16 protein-coding genes are annotated in these 15,000 nt (G+C 66.7%); 5 read left to right on the top strand and 11 right to left on the bottom strand.

Going from position 1 to position 15,000, the window contains the following annotated elements; all coding sequences use genetic code 11:
- Window positions 1-30: 30 nt before the first annotated feature.
- From CIW53_RS02005 to CIW53_RS01965, 9 genes are all read right to left on the bottom strand, one after another.
- Entirely contained in the window at window positions 31-891 is an 861-nt protein-coding gene (locus CIW53_RS02005; protein ID WP_149363025.1) for an SCP2 sterol-binding domain-containing protein, read from the bottom strand.
- Entirely contained in the window at window positions 872-1,291 is a 420-nt protein-coding gene (locus CIW53_RS02000) for a putative zinc-binding protein (RefSeq protein ID WP_149363024.1), read from the bottom strand. The genes CIW53_RS02005 and CIW53_RS02000 overlap by 20 nt, the downstream gene beginning before the upstream one ends.
- The gene (locus tag CIW53_RS01995) at window positions 1,288-2,541 is read right to left on the bottom strand and encodes a hypothetical protein (RefSeq protein WP_149363023.1); all 1,254 of its coding nucleotides are present in this window, start codon (window positions 2,539-2,541) and stop codon (window positions 1,288-1,290) included. The genes CIW53_RS02000 and CIW53_RS01995 overlap by 4 nt, the downstream gene beginning before the upstream one ends.
- Window positions 2,522-2,806, bottom strand: a complete 285-nt coding sequence (locus CIW53_RS01990) for a DUF2249 domain-containing protein (RefSeq protein ID WP_149363022.1) — start codon at window positions 2,804-2,806, stop codon at window positions 2,522-2,524. The genes CIW53_RS01995 and CIW53_RS01990 overlap by 20 nt, the downstream gene beginning before the upstream one ends.
- Before the next feature lie 74 nt (window positions 2,807-2,880).
- Entirely contained in the window at window positions 2,881-4,134 is a 1,254-nt protein-coding gene (locus CIW53_RS01985) for an alginate export family protein (protein ID WP_149363021.1), read from the bottom strand.
- Window positions 4,135-4,321: 187 nt separating this feature from the next.
- Complete coding sequence (locus tag CIW53_RS01980; protein WP_149363020.1) at window positions 4,322-4,891, bottom strand: SCO family protein; 570 nt, start codon at window positions 4,889-4,891, stop codon at window positions 4,322-4,324.
- Window positions 4,892-4,900: 9 nt separating this feature from the next.
- Complete coding sequence (locus CIW53_RS01975) at window positions 4,901-5,662, bottom strand: formylglycine-generating enzyme family protein (RefSeq protein WP_149363019.1); 762 nt, start codon at window positions 5,660-5,662, stop codon at window positions 4,901-4,903.
- A gap of 1 nt (window position 5,663) precedes the next feature.
- The gene (nirK, locus tag CIW53_RS01970) at window positions 5,664-7,187 is read right to left on the bottom strand and encodes a copper-containing nitrite reductase (RefSeq protein WP_149363018.1); all 1,524 of its coding nucleotides are present in this window, start codon (window positions 7,185-7,187) and stop codon (window positions 5,664-5,666) included.
- 126 nt (window positions 7,188-7,313) lie between these two features.
- Window positions 7,314-8,567, bottom strand: a complete 1,254-nt coding sequence (locus CIW53_RS01965; RefSeq protein ID WP_149363017.1) for an NnrS family protein — start codon at window positions 8,565-8,567, stop codon at window positions 7,314-7,316.
- A 366-nt stretch (window positions 8,568-8,933) separates the two neighbouring features.
- On the opposite strand from CIW53_RS01965, the gene CIW53_RS01960 reads away from it, so the two are divergent.
- The 4 genes from CIW53_RS01960 to CIW53_RS01945 all read left to right on the top strand — a co-directional run bounded on the left by CIW53_RS01960 (window position 8,934) and on the right by CIW53_RS01945 (window position 12,558).
- On the top strand, window positions 8,934-9,704 hold the full coding sequence (locus CIW53_RS01960; RefSeq protein WP_149363016.1) for a hypothetical protein: 771 nt from the start codon (window positions 8,934-8,936) through the stop codon (window positions 9,702-9,704).
- 189 nt (window positions 9,705-9,893) lie between these two features.
- Complete coding sequence (locus CIW53_RS01955) at window positions 9,894-10,655, top strand: glucose 1-dehydrogenase (RefSeq protein WP_149363015.1); 762 nt, start codon at window positions 9,894-9,896, stop codon at window positions 10,653-10,655.
- 26 nt (window positions 10,656-10,681) lie between these two features.
- Window positions 10,682-11,116 carry a universal stress protein gene (locus tag CIW53_RS01950; protein WP_149363014.1) on the top strand — a complete coding sequence of 145 codons (435 nt, stop codon included), beginning with the start codon at window positions 10,682-10,684 and terminating at the stop codon, window positions 11,114-11,116.
- Window positions 11,117-11,271: 155 nt separating this feature from the next.
- Window positions 11,272-12,558: a divalent metal cation transporter gene (locus tag CIW53_RS01945; RefSeq protein ID WP_149363013.1), complete on the top strand. Its 1,287-nt coding sequence runs from the start codon at window positions 11,272-11,274 to the stop codon at window positions 12,556-12,558.
- 54 nt (window positions 12,559-12,612) lie between these two features.
- Here the strand turns inward: CIW53_RS01945 and CIW53_RS01940 are convergent, their stop codons facing one another.
- Complete coding sequence (locus CIW53_RS01940; protein WP_149363012.1) at window positions 12,613-13,278, bottom strand: DUF2238 domain-containing protein; 666 nt, start codon at window positions 13,276-13,278, stop codon at window positions 12,613-12,615.
- A gap of 240 nt (window positions 13,279-13,518) precedes the next feature.
- Here CIW53_RS01940 and CIW53_RS01935 point away from each other — a divergent pair, with 240 nt between their 5' ends.
- Window positions 13,519-14,220, top strand: a complete 702-nt coding sequence (locus CIW53_RS01935) for a murein L,D-transpeptidase catalytic domain family protein (protein WP_149363011.1) — start codon at window positions 13,519-13,521, stop codon at window positions 14,218-14,220.
- A gap of 70 nt (window positions 14,221-14,290) precedes the next feature.
- Here the strand turns inward: CIW53_RS01935 and CIW53_RS01930 are convergent, their stop codons facing one another.
- A complete protein-coding gene (locus CIW53_RS01930) occupies window positions 14,291-14,851 on the bottom strand; it encodes a cytochrome b (RefSeq protein WP_149363010.1) in 561 nt (186 codons plus the stop codon).
- Window positions 14,852-15,000: the final 149 nt, after the last annotated feature.

Here is a 15,000-nt window from a genome sequence, read left to right as displayed (position 1 = left end):
TCGCTTTTCAGGGGAGGGAAACGGGATGGCTCAGACGGCTTCGCCGCGGTGTGCGGCGCGGGCGGCGCGGGCGAAGCGCGCGCCGCGGTTCAGCGCGATGCGCAGTCCCAACGGCACCGACTCCCACGGCAACCGCTCCAGCAGGTTGCGCGCGGTAAGGCCGAGCTCGGTATCGCCGGTGAGCTCCAGCGCGCGCTGGAAGAACAGCGTGTCGGCATCTTCCAGCCGGCTGGCCAGCAGCAGCAGATCGGTGGCACTGCCGCGCACGCTGGCTTCAGGTACGCCATCACCGACGCACAAGCGTCCATCGCACCATTCCAGCACCCAGCACAGTTGCAGGTCGCTGACCTCGATCCCGAGCCGGCGACCGCGCATGAAATCCAGCGTGCCGTCCTGCAGCGGCACGGCGAGCACGCGCGCCATCGCACGCTCCAGCAGGTTGCGTTGCCAGCGCTGTGGCAGCGCGCGCAGCAGCGGCGCGAGCCGGCGCGGCGGTGGCAGCAGGCGCAACCAATGCAGTGCGCGGGATTCGGAGCGAAGCGTGTCGGGCATGATGGGCTGCATCATGGCGGGAGACGGCGCGAGCGCGCCTTGATCGAGGTCAATCGCCATGCCCTGCTGACGACAGGCATCGACGATCGCGAGGTCCAGCAGACCCGCCGCGGTATCCGCCGGCAGATCCAGCCGGTGTGCCAGCGACTGGGTGCGCGTGCGCACCTGCCGCTCGCGCGCCAGGTCACGCGGCGGCACGCCGGCACGCGGCTTCAGCGCCGCCACCACGCGCACCAGCCGACGGCGTGCGGCGAGCAGCACGATCAGGCCATCGTCGACACGGTCGATCGCACCGCGCATGCGCGCCAGCGCGAGACGCTCAGGGTTGGGCAGCAACATCGGCAGGCTCCATGGGTGATCCGGCGGTCATCGCCTCAAACAGTGCCAGCGCCGCCGGGCGCACCTCGGCCGCGTATACCTGCTGCGCCTCGGTGAGATTGAAATCGGCATGCTGGCGCTTTCGCACACCGTAGTCGGACAGCACCAGGTGCGTGTCGGCGACGACGCCTGCATGCGCAAGACAGGCCGAGGCGCACTTCAGCACGCAGCCATCCAGCGCCAGGATGCGACGCCCGCTCTGCGCCGTGCGCACCAGGGCGGTAACGCCACCGCCGACGCCGGCGATGCAGGACATCTCGGCGATGCCTTCGCGATCCAGCTTCAGCGCCAGATGGTTGGCCATCTGCGCCGCACTCGAACAGCCGGAACAGGAATAGACCAGCGGCAACTTCGCGCTCACGGGCGATCCTCCAACGCCAACAGAAAACCATGTGCGCGCCTGCGTACGCCGCGCAGCGCCGACCACACGCCCAGCCACGCGAACAGCAGCGCCAACCCGGCGGCGCGCGCCAGCCAGGCCGAAGGCCACAACGCCGCGGCCGGCAACAGCAGCAGCGGCAGTTGCGCCAGCAGCACACCGAGTTTGTCGCTGTCGGGCAGCAGCCGCTGCACACCGGGCAACTGCACGCCGCGACCGCACACCCGGTGCAACTCGATCCAGCCGATGAAGGCGACGATCTCCAGCGCCATGCCGAGCAGCAGCAGCGGCAAGGCGATACCCAGCCCCAGCACCGCAGCCAGCAGTCCGCCACGCGGCCCGGCGACCAGTGCCAGCGCCGCCAGCGACAGCACGATCAAACCGGCACGCCAGCTCCACAGCAGCGGGCTGCGGCGTTGCCGCGGCGCGCGCCACTGCAGCCACAAGGCGGCGCCTGCAAACAGCATTGCATGCAACGCCACCGTACCGACCAGCCAGCGGCCATCGGCGTGAGTCAAGCGCCACCACGCTGCGCCGGACAGCATCACCAGCGCGCTGCCGAGCCACAGCGCCTGCACCCGTGCGGGAAGCGTTCCGGTGCCCTGGAACATCGGCATCACCACCCGCGCCACGCTGGCCAGCAACACCACGATCCAACCCAGCACGCCCCAGCTGGCATGCACGTCGACCAGCGCGCCCACCGGCCACGCCCACCCGTCAGCAAGAGCCAGCGCCAGTGCACCACCGAGCAGCGCAGTGAGCACGCCGAACCCGATCGCCACGCCGAGCCCCGCGCGCAGCAGCCGCTGCCCGACCGCTGCCAGCAGGCCGGGCAAGGTCATCGCGGCGAGCAGAACGAAAGCCAGCGGCAATAGCACCGCGGCACCAAGCAGTGCCGCACGCCACCTCTGATGCAGCCCCGCCACCAGCAGCAGCGCGCCGAGATTGAACAGGACATGCAGCGGCGCTCCCAACAACGCGCTGCCACGCACCCGCACCCCGGCGGCCGCGGGAAGAAACTGCAGCATGCTGCCGAACATCACGTTGCCGAGCACGCCGAGCGTGAACACATGCACCAGTGCCAGCGTGGCCGGATGCCAGCGTGAGCGCAGCAAGGCATCACCATCGACGAACAACAACATGCCGGCGAGCACGCCCCACAGCGGCGCACTCAGCAGGAAGCGGCGCGGCAACGAGACCGCGGGCGCCTGATCAAGCGCCAGCCGGGCCATCGTCATCCCGACGGCGGATCAACACTCGTGCGGTGCCGCCCGGCAGCGTGACCGCCGACGTGTACAGCCCGCGCGTCGCCAGCGCATCGAGCAAGGGCATCGGCAACAGCGGCGTGAGCACCTGCACCGACTGCCCGGGCAGCAACGCATCGGCCGCCTCCAGCGCGCGCAGCATCGGCTCCGGTGACGGCAGCCCGCGCAGATCGAGTTCGGCCGGCGCGGCGTTGTCGGCTCGGTGCGGGTACAACGACTGGATAGCTTGCATGGCGCTATATCAACGCAGCACGGGCGCGCGCGCGCTGACCTGGGTCAACGCACCCGCAGCAAGGCTGCCCTCGGTCAATGCGCGTTCGCCAACGCCTGCTGTCCATGCCATTCGAGTTGCAGCCACAGCTTGGCGCTGTCGCGACCCAGGCCGTCGGCGCGATAGTCCGCCACCTTGATCAAGCCCGTGAGGCCGGTTGCCAGCGGAAAGCTCAGCGAAGCATTCCACTCGCTGCCGTAACGGCCACCGCGATCGGCATGGTAGTCGTGGTACGACACCACCCAGCCCAGCTTGCTGGCAGGACCGGTGCGGCCGAGGTTGCCACCGACGCCCACATAGCGATCTTCCAGGCCGCCGGCAGGCGTCACGTTGAACTGGTCATCCCAGCCGTTGAACGCATGCAGCGTGGCCAGCGGTGTCTGCAAGGCATGCTGGCCGTTGCCGCCCAGATGCTCCCAGCCCAGCTTGGCGGTGATCCCTTGCAGCGTCCATGTCGGTTCGAGCAGCCAGTAGTTGTGCGCGAAGTGCAACGGGTTGTTGGCGTAGTCGACCTGCCGCGCTGCCTCCAGCGTCCAGCCCGGACCGTTGCCATCGTGCAGTGCCTTGCCGCTCCAGCGCAGGCCATAGGTCTCGCTGGACGCGCTGGCCACGTCGCGGTCTTCATGCAGGTAGGCATAGCCCACCCATTGCTGCGCGCCTTGCGTCCACGCGGCGTTCAACAGGTGGGTATTCAGCCGGCGCTCGCGCGCCAGCGGGTTGAGCGCATCGCGGCCGGCCACGCGGTGCACGCGATCGAGCCAGTCATAACGCAGCGTCAACGCGGCCAGCGGCTGCCATTGCAGCGCCACCGCATCGTAGGTCTGCTCGTGCTGGCGCCAGCCGCTGTTGCCGACCCAGCGCTGGTTGTCCAGCAGCAGTCGCTGGCGGCCCGCGGTCACGCCGAACGCATCGCCCTGCCAGCCCAGCCAGGCCTGGTTGAGTTCGCTGCCGCGCGGGTCGGTGATCGCCGGATACTGTGTGCGGCCATTCGCGCCACTGTTGTAATGCTCGCCGGCACTGGCCACGCCGGCGCCTTCCAGCAACGCGCTCCAGCCATCGCCGAATTTCGCGCGCAGGCCGAGCCGCAGTCGCAAGGTGTCGGCATTGGCGTCGTGGCTGAAGGCGTCGTCGTCGACTTGCTCGCGGCGCAGGCGCGCGTCCCACTCCAGTTGCAGCGGCGCGTTGACCGGCGCTGCCTGCGTGCCGGTGCCGTCGGCCCAGACCGATGGCGCGGTCATCGCCGTGGCCAGAAGGCATGCGACGGGAAGAATCCTGCGTGTCGTTTTCATCGTGGTTTCCCCTTGTGGATGCGCGCAGTCTGCGCACACCAGGGCACCGACAAATTGACCGCGGTCAGGCCGGCTCGATGAACAGGCCTGCTGTGACAACACGCCACGGGCATGCACACGAGAACGCCGCCATGACGGCGGCGCTTCGATGCACGACGGACGTACAGACGTCCATATCGCGGGAGGCTCAGTGCCTGGAAACAGTCTCGGTGATCGCCTTGACGAAGGCCGGGTCGAGCCTGCCGATCACGTTGGTGCGCGCCGCGATGCGGCCCTCGCCGTCGAGCAGGATCAACTCGCTGCTGTGGTTGAACTCGCCATCCGGCAATTGCCGGTACTGCAGGCCGAGTACGCCGGACAGCTGCCGCACCTGCGCCGGCTCGGCGCGGGCCAGGGTCCAGAAGCGTGGATCCAGCTTGCGCTTGTCGGCGTAGCTGCGCAGGGTGGCGACGTCGTCCCTGGCCGGGTCGAAACTCACCGCGAGCAGGTCGATCTGCGAGCGGATCGACGGGTCCAGTGCGTTGCGGGTCAGCCGCAGGCTGTCGATGATCAGCGGGCAGACCATCTTGCACGAGGTATAGAACATCGTCACCAGCTGTGGCCGGCCACGACGTGCCGACAGCATCTGCGACTGGCCGTCCTGGCCGGTGAGTTGCACCGGCAGCTGGTACACCGAATCACCCGGCAGCGGCTGCGCCGCCTGGACGCTGCCGCCCAGCAGCAGGAGCATCGCGACAAAAGACAGCAGGCGTTTCATGGCGTTTCCTCAATCGGACTTCGCGCAGCGGAAGCCCATGTTGTTGGTGGTGTCGGCGGCCTTCAGCGCGGACAGCATCGCGATGCGCATCAGCACCGCGTAGTTTTCCTTGTCCTGCATGCTGAGTGCGCCGGCACCGCAGAATTTCAGCAGATCCGGATCGCCCTGATCGCGGCTGTCGCTGGCGACCATCAAGGCGTTGAAGTCGTCGACCCACTCCCACACCAGGCCATTGATGTCGCGCACGCCGTAGATGTTGGCGGCACCGCCGATCTGCGGCAAGGCCGTGGTGGATGGCCGCGAGTACCAGCCCAGGATGCTTTCGCGCCAGGCCGGGTCGGCGCGTGCATCGCGGCGGGTGGCATCGGCCGCTGCCGCGAACTCCCACTCGTACCAGCTCGGCAGGCGCGCCCGCTCGCTTTCGCAATAGGCCTGCGCGGCAAACCAGCTGACCCGCGTCACCGGCTGGCGCGGCAGCACTTCGTCACCCAGCGTATCGGCGCTGGCCCACTGCGTGAGGTAACGCGCATCGGCAAGGATGCGCGCCACCTTGTCGCGCCGCCATGCGGGATGCGCTTTCACGAAGGCCAGGAACTCGGCATTGGTGACCAGCTCGGTGCGCAGGCGGAACGGCGCGACCTGCGCCGGCGCCGCCTTGCCATCCGCCGGCAGCACGCTGGTGAACGTGCCTCCCGGCAGGGCGGCGTATTCCGCCGCCGCTGCCGGAAGCGCCAGCAGCAGGCCCAGGCAGGCCAGTGCCAGAGCACGCATCTCAGTGCTCCGCTGCCGGTGCCGACGCTGCAGCCGCGCGTGCCTTGGCCACCTCATCCTTGCTGAACTGGCCACCCGGGTTGCCCCAGCTGTTCAGCACATAGGTCAGGATGTTGGACACCTCGTCGTCGGTCAGCTGCGACATCGGTGGCATCACCGAATCGTATTCGTGACCGTTGACGGTGACCTTGCCGGTCAGGCCGTGCGTCACGATGGTCATGGCGCGCTTCGGATCGGCCGCGAGGAGATCCGACTTCGCCAGCGGCGGGAACACGTTCGGCAGGCCCTCGCCGTTGGCCTGGTGGCAGACCGAGCAGGTGCCGGCGAACAGTTGCTTGCCCGCGGCGATCTGGTCTTCCTTGGTCAGCGTACCGGCGGCATGCGCCGTGGCGGCGGTGGTCACGGCCTGCAGGTTGCTGCCGGCGCGGTCACCCAGGTAGACCGAGTCCACCTCCTTGCCCGAGTAGACCGACTTGTTCTCCGAGCCGTCCACTTTCAGGATGCCCAGCGCGCCCTTGTTGAACGCGCGGAAGATCGAGTGGTCGACCAGCACGTAGCTGCCCGGCACGTCGGTGCGGAACTCCACGATCGCGGCACCGCCGGAGGGGATCAGCGTGGTCTGCACATTGTGTTGCGCCACCGTGCCGCCCTCGGGCTGCACCTTGTCGAAGATCTCGCCGATCACGTGGAAGCTGGAGATCAGGTTCGGGCCGCCGTTGCCCACGAACAGGCGCACCTTCTGGTTGGTCTTGGCGGTCAGCGCGTTGTCGCCGGTGATCGAGCCTTCCTTGCCGTTGAACAACACATAGGTCGGACGCTCGTCGATCGCCTTCTCCATGTCGAACGGCTGATGGCCCTTCTCGCGATACTTCCCGGTGGTGTAGAAGTCGCCCTGCATCACGTAGTACTCGTGATCGACCGGGCTCAGGCCCTCCGGCGGCTCGACCAGGATCAGCCCGTACATCCCGTTGGCGATGTGCATGCCGACCGGCGCGGTGGCGCAGTGGTAGACGTAGATGCCCTGGTTGAGCGCCTTGAAGGTGAACTGCGACTCGTGCCCCGGCGCAGTGAAGCTGGACGCCGCACCACCACCCGGACCGGTCACGCCGTGCAGGTCGATGTTGTGCGGCATCTTGTCGTTGGGGTTGTTCTTCAGGTGGAACTCCACCGTGTCGCCCTGGCGCACGCGGATGAAGCTGCCCGGCACGGTGCCGCCGAAGGTCCAGAACGTGTAGCTCACGCCCTCGGAAATCGGCATTTCCTTTTCGATCACCTCCAGTTCCACGATGACCTTGGCCGGGTAGTTGCGATGGATCGGTGGCGGCACGTGCGGCGGACTGGTCAGCACGGCGTGGATCGGCTCGCCCTGCGGCGGGCCGAAGTCGCCGCGCTCGGAGGCGACGGAGGTACTGGGAGTGGGTGTGGCTGCCATCGCGGCCGGGCCGGACGAGGCAGAAGGTTTGCCGGAACATGCCACCAGCGCAAGCATCGCGGCGGCGGCGAGGTAAAGGTGCGGACGCGTCATCAACGTTCTCCCTGGGTTCGGCTGCCAGCCTATGGGAACGCAGTATGTCGTGTTTGACCTGGGTCAAACGGGAATGATTCGAGGCCTCGCTGCGTCACCCTGCCACAGCCCGAGACTCGCCCCGCTTCAGCCCGGCTTGCCGTCCACGCGCGGTGTCAGGTAGATCCATGCCGAGCGCAATACCCACGGCAGGAACGCCAGCAGCCAGCCGTACGCGGCGATCACCAGCCACAGGTAGACGTCGCCGCCGAACTCGGCGCGGATGCGCACCAGCGCCACCAGCTGCAGCAGCGCGAAACACACCCATGGCACCGCGCCCATCTGCATCGGCCGGCCCGAGTGACCCTGGGTCACGCGCGTCACCATCGCCACCAGCATCGAGCCGAAGTAGCCGATCGCCAGCGCATGCAGCGGCGCGCGGAAGAACAGCAGCTCGCCGCTGCGGGCATAGATCACGTCCTGCACGGCATACAATGCGAAGGCCACCGGCAGCCACGCAAAGGACAGGTGCAGCACGGCCAGCACGCCGGGCCGCATCGCCTTCCACGGTTGCCACGCCAGCGCATGCCAGGCGAATACCAGCGCCAGCGGAATGTCGGCCAGCCACAGCCAGCCCAGCGCGCCGCGCCAGTCCAGCAGCAAGTGCGCCAGCAGCAGCGCCCACACCACCGGCAGGCTCCAGCGTGGGCGGATCACCACATAACCCTTGATCACGTTGCCGCTGAAGAACGGCAGCATCCGGTGCGTCACGGAAAAGAAGATCGGCAGCAGCAAGCCGAAGGTACCGATCCGCACCGCCAGTTGGGCGCAATCGTCCGGTGCGCCGAACAGGAAAGCGATGAAGGCGATCAGGCCAAGCGTGCCCAGCGCGATACCCAGCACGCACGAACGCGCGTGATCGTTGCGGTCGCGCGATGCCCGCAGCACCGACGCCAGCGTGTACAAGCCGATCAGGTAGCCGATCAGCATCACCAGAAAACCCAGCTTCAGCAGCCACGGCATATTCAGCAGCCCCACATTCGCCAGTACATAGCCGCCGAACACGCAGCCGGCCACCGGCACATAACGCGAACGAGGCAACGCCGGCCGGTTCAACCAGCGCGGGAACACCGTCAGGAGAAAGCCGAACATGAAAAGCGGGAACATGCCGTACTGGATCAGCATGCCGTGCGCATACGCCGGCGTGATCGTCGGCTGGGGCCAGCCACCCAGCCCGAACCGCATCCACGTCAGCTCCACCGCCCACCAGGCCATGCTGAGCAACACGGCGATGGAGCCGGCCAGAAACAGCAGTCGATGGGGCGCCGAGGCGAGCAAGGCCGGGAGCTCGGCGAACGTGGCGGGCCTGGTCGCGGAAGCGGAAGACGAAGGTTCAGCCATGATGGCAGCCAACTCGAATGAGAATGATTCGTCATGGTGGCAGGTCAGGGAAAGCCGTGCCCATGATCTGGGTCACGCACTGACGGCAGTCACGCTCGCGGGGCAGCAGAAAGGCCGCGGTGGGCCTTGGCGGCTCGAGGACAGCAGCCGGCGCGGCGCGGAAATCAGCCGGCAGACAACGCGGCGAGGTAGCTGGCATGCCAGGTCGCGGCCCGCGGCAACCCGCGCGGCGGCAAGCGGCCGGCGCGTCGTCAGATTCGCACCACACGTGCTGGCGTATGCTCGGCGCGCTTTGCCGGGTCGCGAAGCGCCTGGGGGATTCCATGACCCACCACAATCGGGGCGGCCGCCCCGAGGGAGGCATTCATGAAACGCATGACTGTATGGCTGGTACCCGTGATCGCGCTGCTGTGCATCGGCGGCGTCCAGGCAGCCGAAAAGGACACGGCGAACATCGTCCGTGATTACACCGACACGGTGGCTCCGGCGGATCAACAAGCCTACGAGACGGGCATGAAGAGCTACAACCAATGTCTGGCCGAGCATGGGTTCAAGTACACGTGGACGAGCTGGGCGCACGAGACCGGCGACGTGTACAGCTACTCCTACGTTACCGACCCGCTGACATGGGCCAGCTTCGATGCGATGCACGAGGCCGGCAAGGCCTGCGACGCCACGTTCAAGGCGCAAGTGAATCCGCACCTGAAAGGCGAGACCAGCGTCTTCATGCAGGGCGATCCGGAACTCAGGAACATGCCGGCAGGCAGGCTCGGCGTGCCCGCCTTGATCGAGGTCACCTACTTCAAGCTGAAACCCGGCCACCGCGAGGCGTTCAAGGATGCGGCCAGGAAGATCTATGTTGCCGCGGAGAAGAGCAAGTGGGCTGGCCACTCCATGTTGAACGAAGTCGTCGAGGGTGGCGAGGGTTCGCCGGATTTCCTGCTGGTCAGCCCGGGCAGCAACTGGGCGGATCTCGGCAAGGAGATGAACCCGGGCTTGTGGAAGATGGTCGAGGGCGTTTACGGCAAGGCGGATGCGGATGCGCTGCGCCAGACCATCCGTGATTCCATCCAGGACAGTTCGGCGCACGTGGACAGCTACAACGCGGAGCTGTCCTACAAGGCGGCCGGCAAGTGAGCTAGTCGCGAACCGAAAGGGCGGCCCGCGCCGCGGACCGTCCCTTTCCTCTGCCGATCTGCGTCGTCCATCAGTCCCGCAGCAACGCCTGCCCGATCGGCGACCCAACATGGCGTTCAATTGATCCCGGTCAACACCGGTCCACGCCGCGTCGCGCACGCTGCACCCATCCATACGGGAGGCACGAGCATGGGCAGGCTCAGCGGCAAGGTGGCATTGGTGACCGGCGGCGCGGTGGGCATCGGCGCCGCCTGCGTCGCCCGCATGATCGAGTCCGGCGCACGAGTGGCCATCGTCGACCTGCATGACGACACCGGCCGGAAACTGGCCGAACAGCTTGGCGCCAACGCGCGCTATATCCATGCCGACGTATCGGTGGAGGCCGAGGTGGCGGCCGCAATCGCCGGTACCGTGGCGGCATTTGGACGGCTGGACGTCCTGGTCAACAACGCCGGCATCGCCGGGGCGAACAAGCCTACGCACGAGCTCACCGAAGCCGAGTGGGACCGGGTGCAGGCGGTCAACGTGAAAGGCGTGTTCTTTTGCACCAAGCATGCGATCGCGCCGCTGCGCGCGGCCGGCGGCGGCAGCATCATCAACCTGTCGTCGATCTACGGCCTGGTCGGCGCGCCCGACCTGCCGCCCTACCATGCGTCCAAGGGCGCGGTGCGGCTGATGAGCAAGACCGACGCGTTGATCTATGCAGCCGACCGCATCCGGGTCAACTCGATCCACCCCGGCTTCATCTGGACGCCGCTGGTGGAGCAGCACATCGCCACGATGGGCGGCGACCCCGAACAGCACCGGCGCGAGGTCGGGGCGCTGCATCCGCTCGGCCACATGGGCGAACCGGACGATATCGCCTGGGGCGTGGTCTACCTCGCTTCCGACGAGTCGAAGTTCGTGACCGGCAGCGAGCTGGTCATTGATGGTGGTTATACCTGCCGCTGATCATCGAGAAAATAGAGGAGTTCGCCATGTTCAAGCACATCCTGCTGCCCACCGACGGTTCCGAACTGTCCCTGCACGCTGTCGACATCGGCCTCGAACTGGCCGCCAAGCTGGGAGCCCGCGTGTATGCGTTCCACGTGATCGTCCCGTTGCCCGCCTCCGCCTATTTCGCCGAGTTCATCCTGGTCGAACCCGAATACACCAAGGAAGCCAGCGCCAACGCCGAACGCTACCTGGCCGATGTGCGCCAGCGCGCGGCGGCTGCCGGCGTCGCTTGCGAAAGCGGCAGCGAGTCCGATACGCGTCCCTACTCCGCCATCGTCGACGCTGCCCGCAAGCACCAGTGCGACCTGATCGTGATGGCCTCGCACGGCTGGCGCGGCTTCGACCGGCTGCTGCTGGGCAGCGAGACACACAAGGTGATCCTCAACGGCGACGTGCCAGTGCTGGTTTGCCGTTGAGCAACACCTCGGCGCGAGCGGCAGCCCTACCGATGCATGGGCGAGGTTCACCTCGGCACCGCACCCCGGGGGCAACGCGTCAGCGACGGGGAAATTCCTGCGCATCCGGCTCCGCGTAAAGCCGCACACCAGATACCACCTTGCCGGAAGCACCCATGGTCGACCGCAAGAACACCGAAGACGGCGGCGTCGAAAAGCCGTTGTGGGCCAACCTTAGCGCGGGTCTGGTCACGGGTGCGGCGGACGACGACCCCAGCGGCATTGCCACCTACTCGCAGGTAGGCGCCGCGTTCGGTTACGGCATGCTGTGGTGCATCCTGGTGACCATGCCGTTGATGATCGCGATACAGGCGGTCAGCGCCGGCATCGGCCGCGTCACCGGCCACGGTTTGCTGGACGGCATGCGCAAGCACTATCCCCACCCGCTGGTATACGCGCTGACGGCCTCCCTCGTGATCGCCAACGTCATCAACCTGGCGGCTGACATCGGCGCCATGGGTGCCGCGCTGAAACTGCTCGTTGGCGGGCCGGCGCTGATCTATGCCGCGGGTTTCGCCCTGCTGTCGCTGGTGCTGCAAGTGTTCATCCCGTTCACCCGCTATGCCCCGATCCTCAAGCTGCTCACCCTCAGCCTGTTCGCCTACGTGGCCACCGTGCTGGTGATCGACGTGCCGTGGCTGGCTGTGCTCAAGAGCCTGGTGCTGCCGCCCATCACGTGGAACGCGTCGTACGCCGTCGGCCTGGTCGCGCTGCTCGGCACCACCATCAGCCCCTATCTGTTCTGCTGGCAGGCAGCACAAGAGGTCGAGGAAATGGAGTCGAGCAATCGCCGCAAGCCCTTGCGCCGAGCGCCAAAGCAGGCACCCAGCGCCTTGCGTCGCATCGGCATCGACACCACGGTCGGCATGATCTTCTCCAACCTGATCTCCTTCTTCATCATTCTCACCACTGCCGTCGTGCTGCACGCGCACGGCAAGGTCGACGTCCAGACTTCAGCCGAAGCGGCCGCAGCATTGCGGCCGCTGGCTGGCGACCTGGCATTCGCGCTGTTTGCCGCCGGCATCATCGGTACCGGCCTGCTCGCCGTGCCGGTGCTGGCCGGTGCCACCGCCTACGCTGTCGCCGGCGCTTCCGGCCAGCGCAGCGGGCTGGAGTACAAGCCGCAAAACGCCAGGTTTTTCTATGGTGTGTTGATCGTCGCCAGTTTCGCCGGCATCGCGCTGAACCTGACCCCGCTCGATCCGATCAAGGCGTTGTACTGGAGCGCGGTGATCAACGGCGTGACTGCCGTACCGCTGATGATCGTGATGATGCTGATGGGCTCGCGGCGCAAGGTCATGGGCAAATTCACCATGCCGTGGCCGCTGAAGATTTTCGGCTGGCTGGCCACGGCGGCGATGGCAACGGCGGCCGTGATGATGTTCGTCACGTGGGGGAAATGAAGGCGCCGTAGCTGAGCTGCCCGCGGCAAGTAGCGCGGCATTCCGGGCACCGGCTCAATGACGAACGCCTTCACGCGGATCGCGTCGGCGACAGCCAGCCACGGCGGCAAGCACGGCGACAGCGGCCACGCTGCCGAGCAAGGCGAGGAACATGTCTTGCTGGGCGTCCCATGGATCGCCCTGGGTGCCCAGGTAGGCGACACCCAGGTCCCCACCGAACCACACGGCTGCGCCCCATTCGAACAATTCATACAACGCCGAACTGGCTGTCATCAGGCTGATCGGCACAATCCAGCGCCAGGCACCACGAGGCGACGTGCGCGCCGCTGCCAGCTCCACTACGGCCGGGGTCACCAGCAGGCCGTACGAGAAATGGATGGCGCGGTCGAAGTGATTGCGCGAAACGCCCAATGCGTCGTTCAGCGAAAATCCGGACAACGCGGAAAACCAGCGATCCCAAGGCACTTCGGAGTAGGTGTAGTGCGCGCCGACCTCGTGCAACAGCAAGAATACGAACAATGCCGCATAGCTGGCATTGGACAACCGCAGGCGGCGAAAGCCCAACATCAACAAGGGCAGCGCCAGCAGCACCAGCACATTCTCCATCGCCCAGTCTTGGCGATACCGGGGTGCGACGCCAAGGGCCACCACCACGATCACGAAAACGGCCAGCAAAAACGCTGGAAATCGCGCTCCTTTTTGCCTGGTTCGATCATTCATGCTGAGCCGTATCGACGGTCGATGCGTGGCGTCCATGGTGACACGATGGCATACCAGTCAGACAGCGGGCCGGCGGCTGCACGAGAGACCTCCTCCACAAGCGAAAAGCAACGCGACGCTTCCTTCACGGCAAATCGAGCCGTCTCTTGCCATGGCGGCGACGATCCATCACGAACAGGCGCTTAACGGGGCGCTGCTAGGATCGGCGATTCACGCCCGGCCGGCAGACAGATTCACCCGATGATCCGATTCCTGCGCCACATTGTCGTCACGGCGCCGCTGCTTGTCGGCGGCTTCGCTCCCGCGCATGCGGCCGACGATTCGCTGGCGCAGGCGCTGGGCAAGTTGGCCCCGCATGCCAACGTGCAGGTCATCGAGCTGGCGCTGGCCGCCACCGAATGCGCTGCCGCCCAGGGGCAGGCACCAGCCGATCGCTTGGCGGTGATTGATTACTCGCTGCCATCCACCGAGCCGCGCCTGTGGGTGTTCGACCTGGTCTCGCGCAAGCTGCTGTTCCATGAGCTGGTGGCGCATGGGCGCAACACGGGCGAAAACTTCGCCCGAAGATTCTCCAATCAGGCAGGCAGCCTGGAATCCAGCCTCGGCCTGTTCCGGACCAGTGGCACGTACGTCGGCCACAATGGCTATTCGCTGCGCATGGATGGACTCGAGCCGGGTGTCAACGATCACGCCCGCGAACGTGCACTGGTGATCCACGGCGCTTCCTATGTCAGCACTGCCGCCGCCAGCGGACAGGGGCGGATCGGCCGCAGCTGGGGTTGCCCGGCCGTACGCAATGCGGTCGCCCGACCGCTGATCGATGCCTTGAAAAGCGGCCAATACGTTTTCTCGTTCTATCCCGATCCGAACTGGCTGAACACCTCGCCGTACCTGAAGTGCCGAACCGCACGCGCGGTGGTCGGCGCCGTTGCACCGCCGTGAGTCTGCCGCGCTCTGCCACGGGCGAGTAGCCGACCGCGTGCCGCCAGACTCATCCGGCACAACGAGCCGGTCAAGATCGACTGAGCCATCCCGGCAGCATGCGCGACAAGGTGTTGTCGCGCATCCCGTAGTGGTGGAACAGCGCGGCCGCCGCGTGCAGGCCGACCAGGTAGTAGCCGACCGTGCCGATGGTTTCGTGAATCTCTTTCAGCGAATCGGCGAGCGCCTTGTCCGCCCCCACTAGCGCCGGCAACTGCAGGCCGAAGAACGGAACCGGCTTGCCGGTAGCGCTGAGGGCAAGCCAGCCGAGCAGCGGCATCGCGATCAGGAAGAGGTACAGCGCCAGGTGCATCAGCCCGGCCAGGCGGTCCTGCCACACCGGTGGCGCCGGCCGGATCGGCGGCGTCGCCCCCGCCGCGAAGCGGATCGCCAACCGCACGAAGACCAGCGCAAACACGCCAAGGCCCAGCATGAAATGCCAGGTCTTCAGGCCCTCGCGCAGGTCGCTGCCGCGCGGATAGAAGCCGCGCAATTCGATGCAGGCATACACGGCGACCAGCAACAAAAGCATCAGCCAGTGCATGCCGATCGACAACGAGCCGTAACGGTCGGTGGTGTTTTTCCAGTCCATGGCAATCTCTGAAGAAAAGGGGTTGGCAACTGCCGGCTCGACGCGATCGCGCGCCGCTCCGGTCCATGCGGGGAGAGCGTGCGATGAAACATCCGCGCGCGACTTGATCCCGGTCAAATACACGCTGAAATTTCGCCCTGCCGCGCTAC

The sequence above is a fragment of the Rhodanobacter sp. T12-5 genome (genome assembly GCF_008329435.1).
GTDB lineage: Bacteria > Pseudomonadota > Gammaproteobacteria > Xanthomonadales > Rhodanobacteraceae > Rhodanobacter.
The sequence above is the reverse complement of the archived record's forward strand: the minus strand, read 5'-3'. Positions and strand labels throughout refer to the sequence as shown.

What these genes read in the sequence shown, in the direction of transcription:
- CIW53_RS02005 (WP_149363025.1), bottom strand. Translation starts at nt 891, where the DNA reads ATGTTGCTGCCCAACCCTGAGCGTCTCGCGCTGGCGCGCATGCGCGGT.
- CIW53_RS01995 (WP_149363023.1), bottom strand. Translation starts at nt 2,541, where the DNA reads ATGGCCCGGCTGGCGCTTGATCAGGCGCCCGCGGTCTCGTTGCCGCGC.
- CIW53_RS01990 (WP_149363022.1), bottom strand. Translation starts at nt 2,806, where the DNA reads ATGCAAGCTATCCAGTCGTTGTACCCGCACCGAGCCGACAACGCCGCG.
- CIW53_RS01985 (WP_149363021.1), bottom strand. Translation starts at nt 4,134, where the DNA reads ATGAAAACGACACGCAGGATTCTTCCCGTCGCATGCCTTCTGGCCACG.
- CIW53_RS01980 (WP_149363020.1), bottom strand. Translation starts at nt 4,891, where the DNA reads ATGAAACGCCTGCTGTCTTTTGTCGCGATGCTCCTGCTGCTGGGCGGC.
- CIW53_RS01975 (WP_149363019.1), bottom strand. Translation starts at nt 5,662, where the DNA reads ATGCGTGCTCTGGCACTGGCCTGCCTGGGCCTGCTGCTGGCGCTTCCG.
- nirK (WP_149363018.1), bottom strand. Translation starts at nt 7,187, where the DNA reads ATGACGCGTCCGCACCTTTACCTCGCCGCCGCCGCGATGCTTGCGCTG.
- CIW53_RS01965 (WP_149363017.1), bottom strand. Translation starts at nt 8,567, where the DNA reads ATGGCTGAACCTTCGTCTTCCGCTTCCGCGACCAGGCCCGCCACGTTC.
- CIW53_RS01960 (WP_149363016.1), top strand. Translation starts at nt 8,934, where the DNA reads ATGAAACGCATGACTGTATGGCTGGTACCCGTGATCGCGCTGCTGTGC.
- CIW53_RS01955 (WP_149363015.1), top strand. Translation starts at nt 9,894, where the DNA reads ATGGGCAGGCTCAGCGGCAAGGTGGCATTGGTGACCGGCGGCGCGGTG.
- CIW53_RS01950 (WP_149363014.1), top strand. Translation starts at nt 10,682, where the DNA reads ATGTTCAAGCACATCCTGCTGCCCACCGACGGTTCCGAACTGTCCCTG.
- CIW53_RS01945 (WP_149363013.1), top strand. Translation starts at nt 11,272, where the DNA reads ATGGTCGACCGCAAGAACACCGAAGACGGCGGCGTCGAAAAGCCGTTG.
- CIW53_RS01940 (WP_149363012.1), bottom strand. Translation starts at nt 13,278, where the DNA reads ATGAATGATCGAACCAGGCAAAAAGGAGCGCGATTTCCAGCGTTTTTG.
- CIW53_RS01935 (WP_149363011.1), top strand. Translation starts at nt 13,519, where the DNA reads ATGATCCGATTCCTGCGCCACATTGTCGTCACGGCGCCGCTGCTTGTC.
- CIW53_RS01930 (WP_149363010.1), bottom strand. Translation starts at nt 14,851, where the DNA reads ATGGACTGGAAAAACACCACCGACCGTTACGGCTCGTTGTCGATCGGC.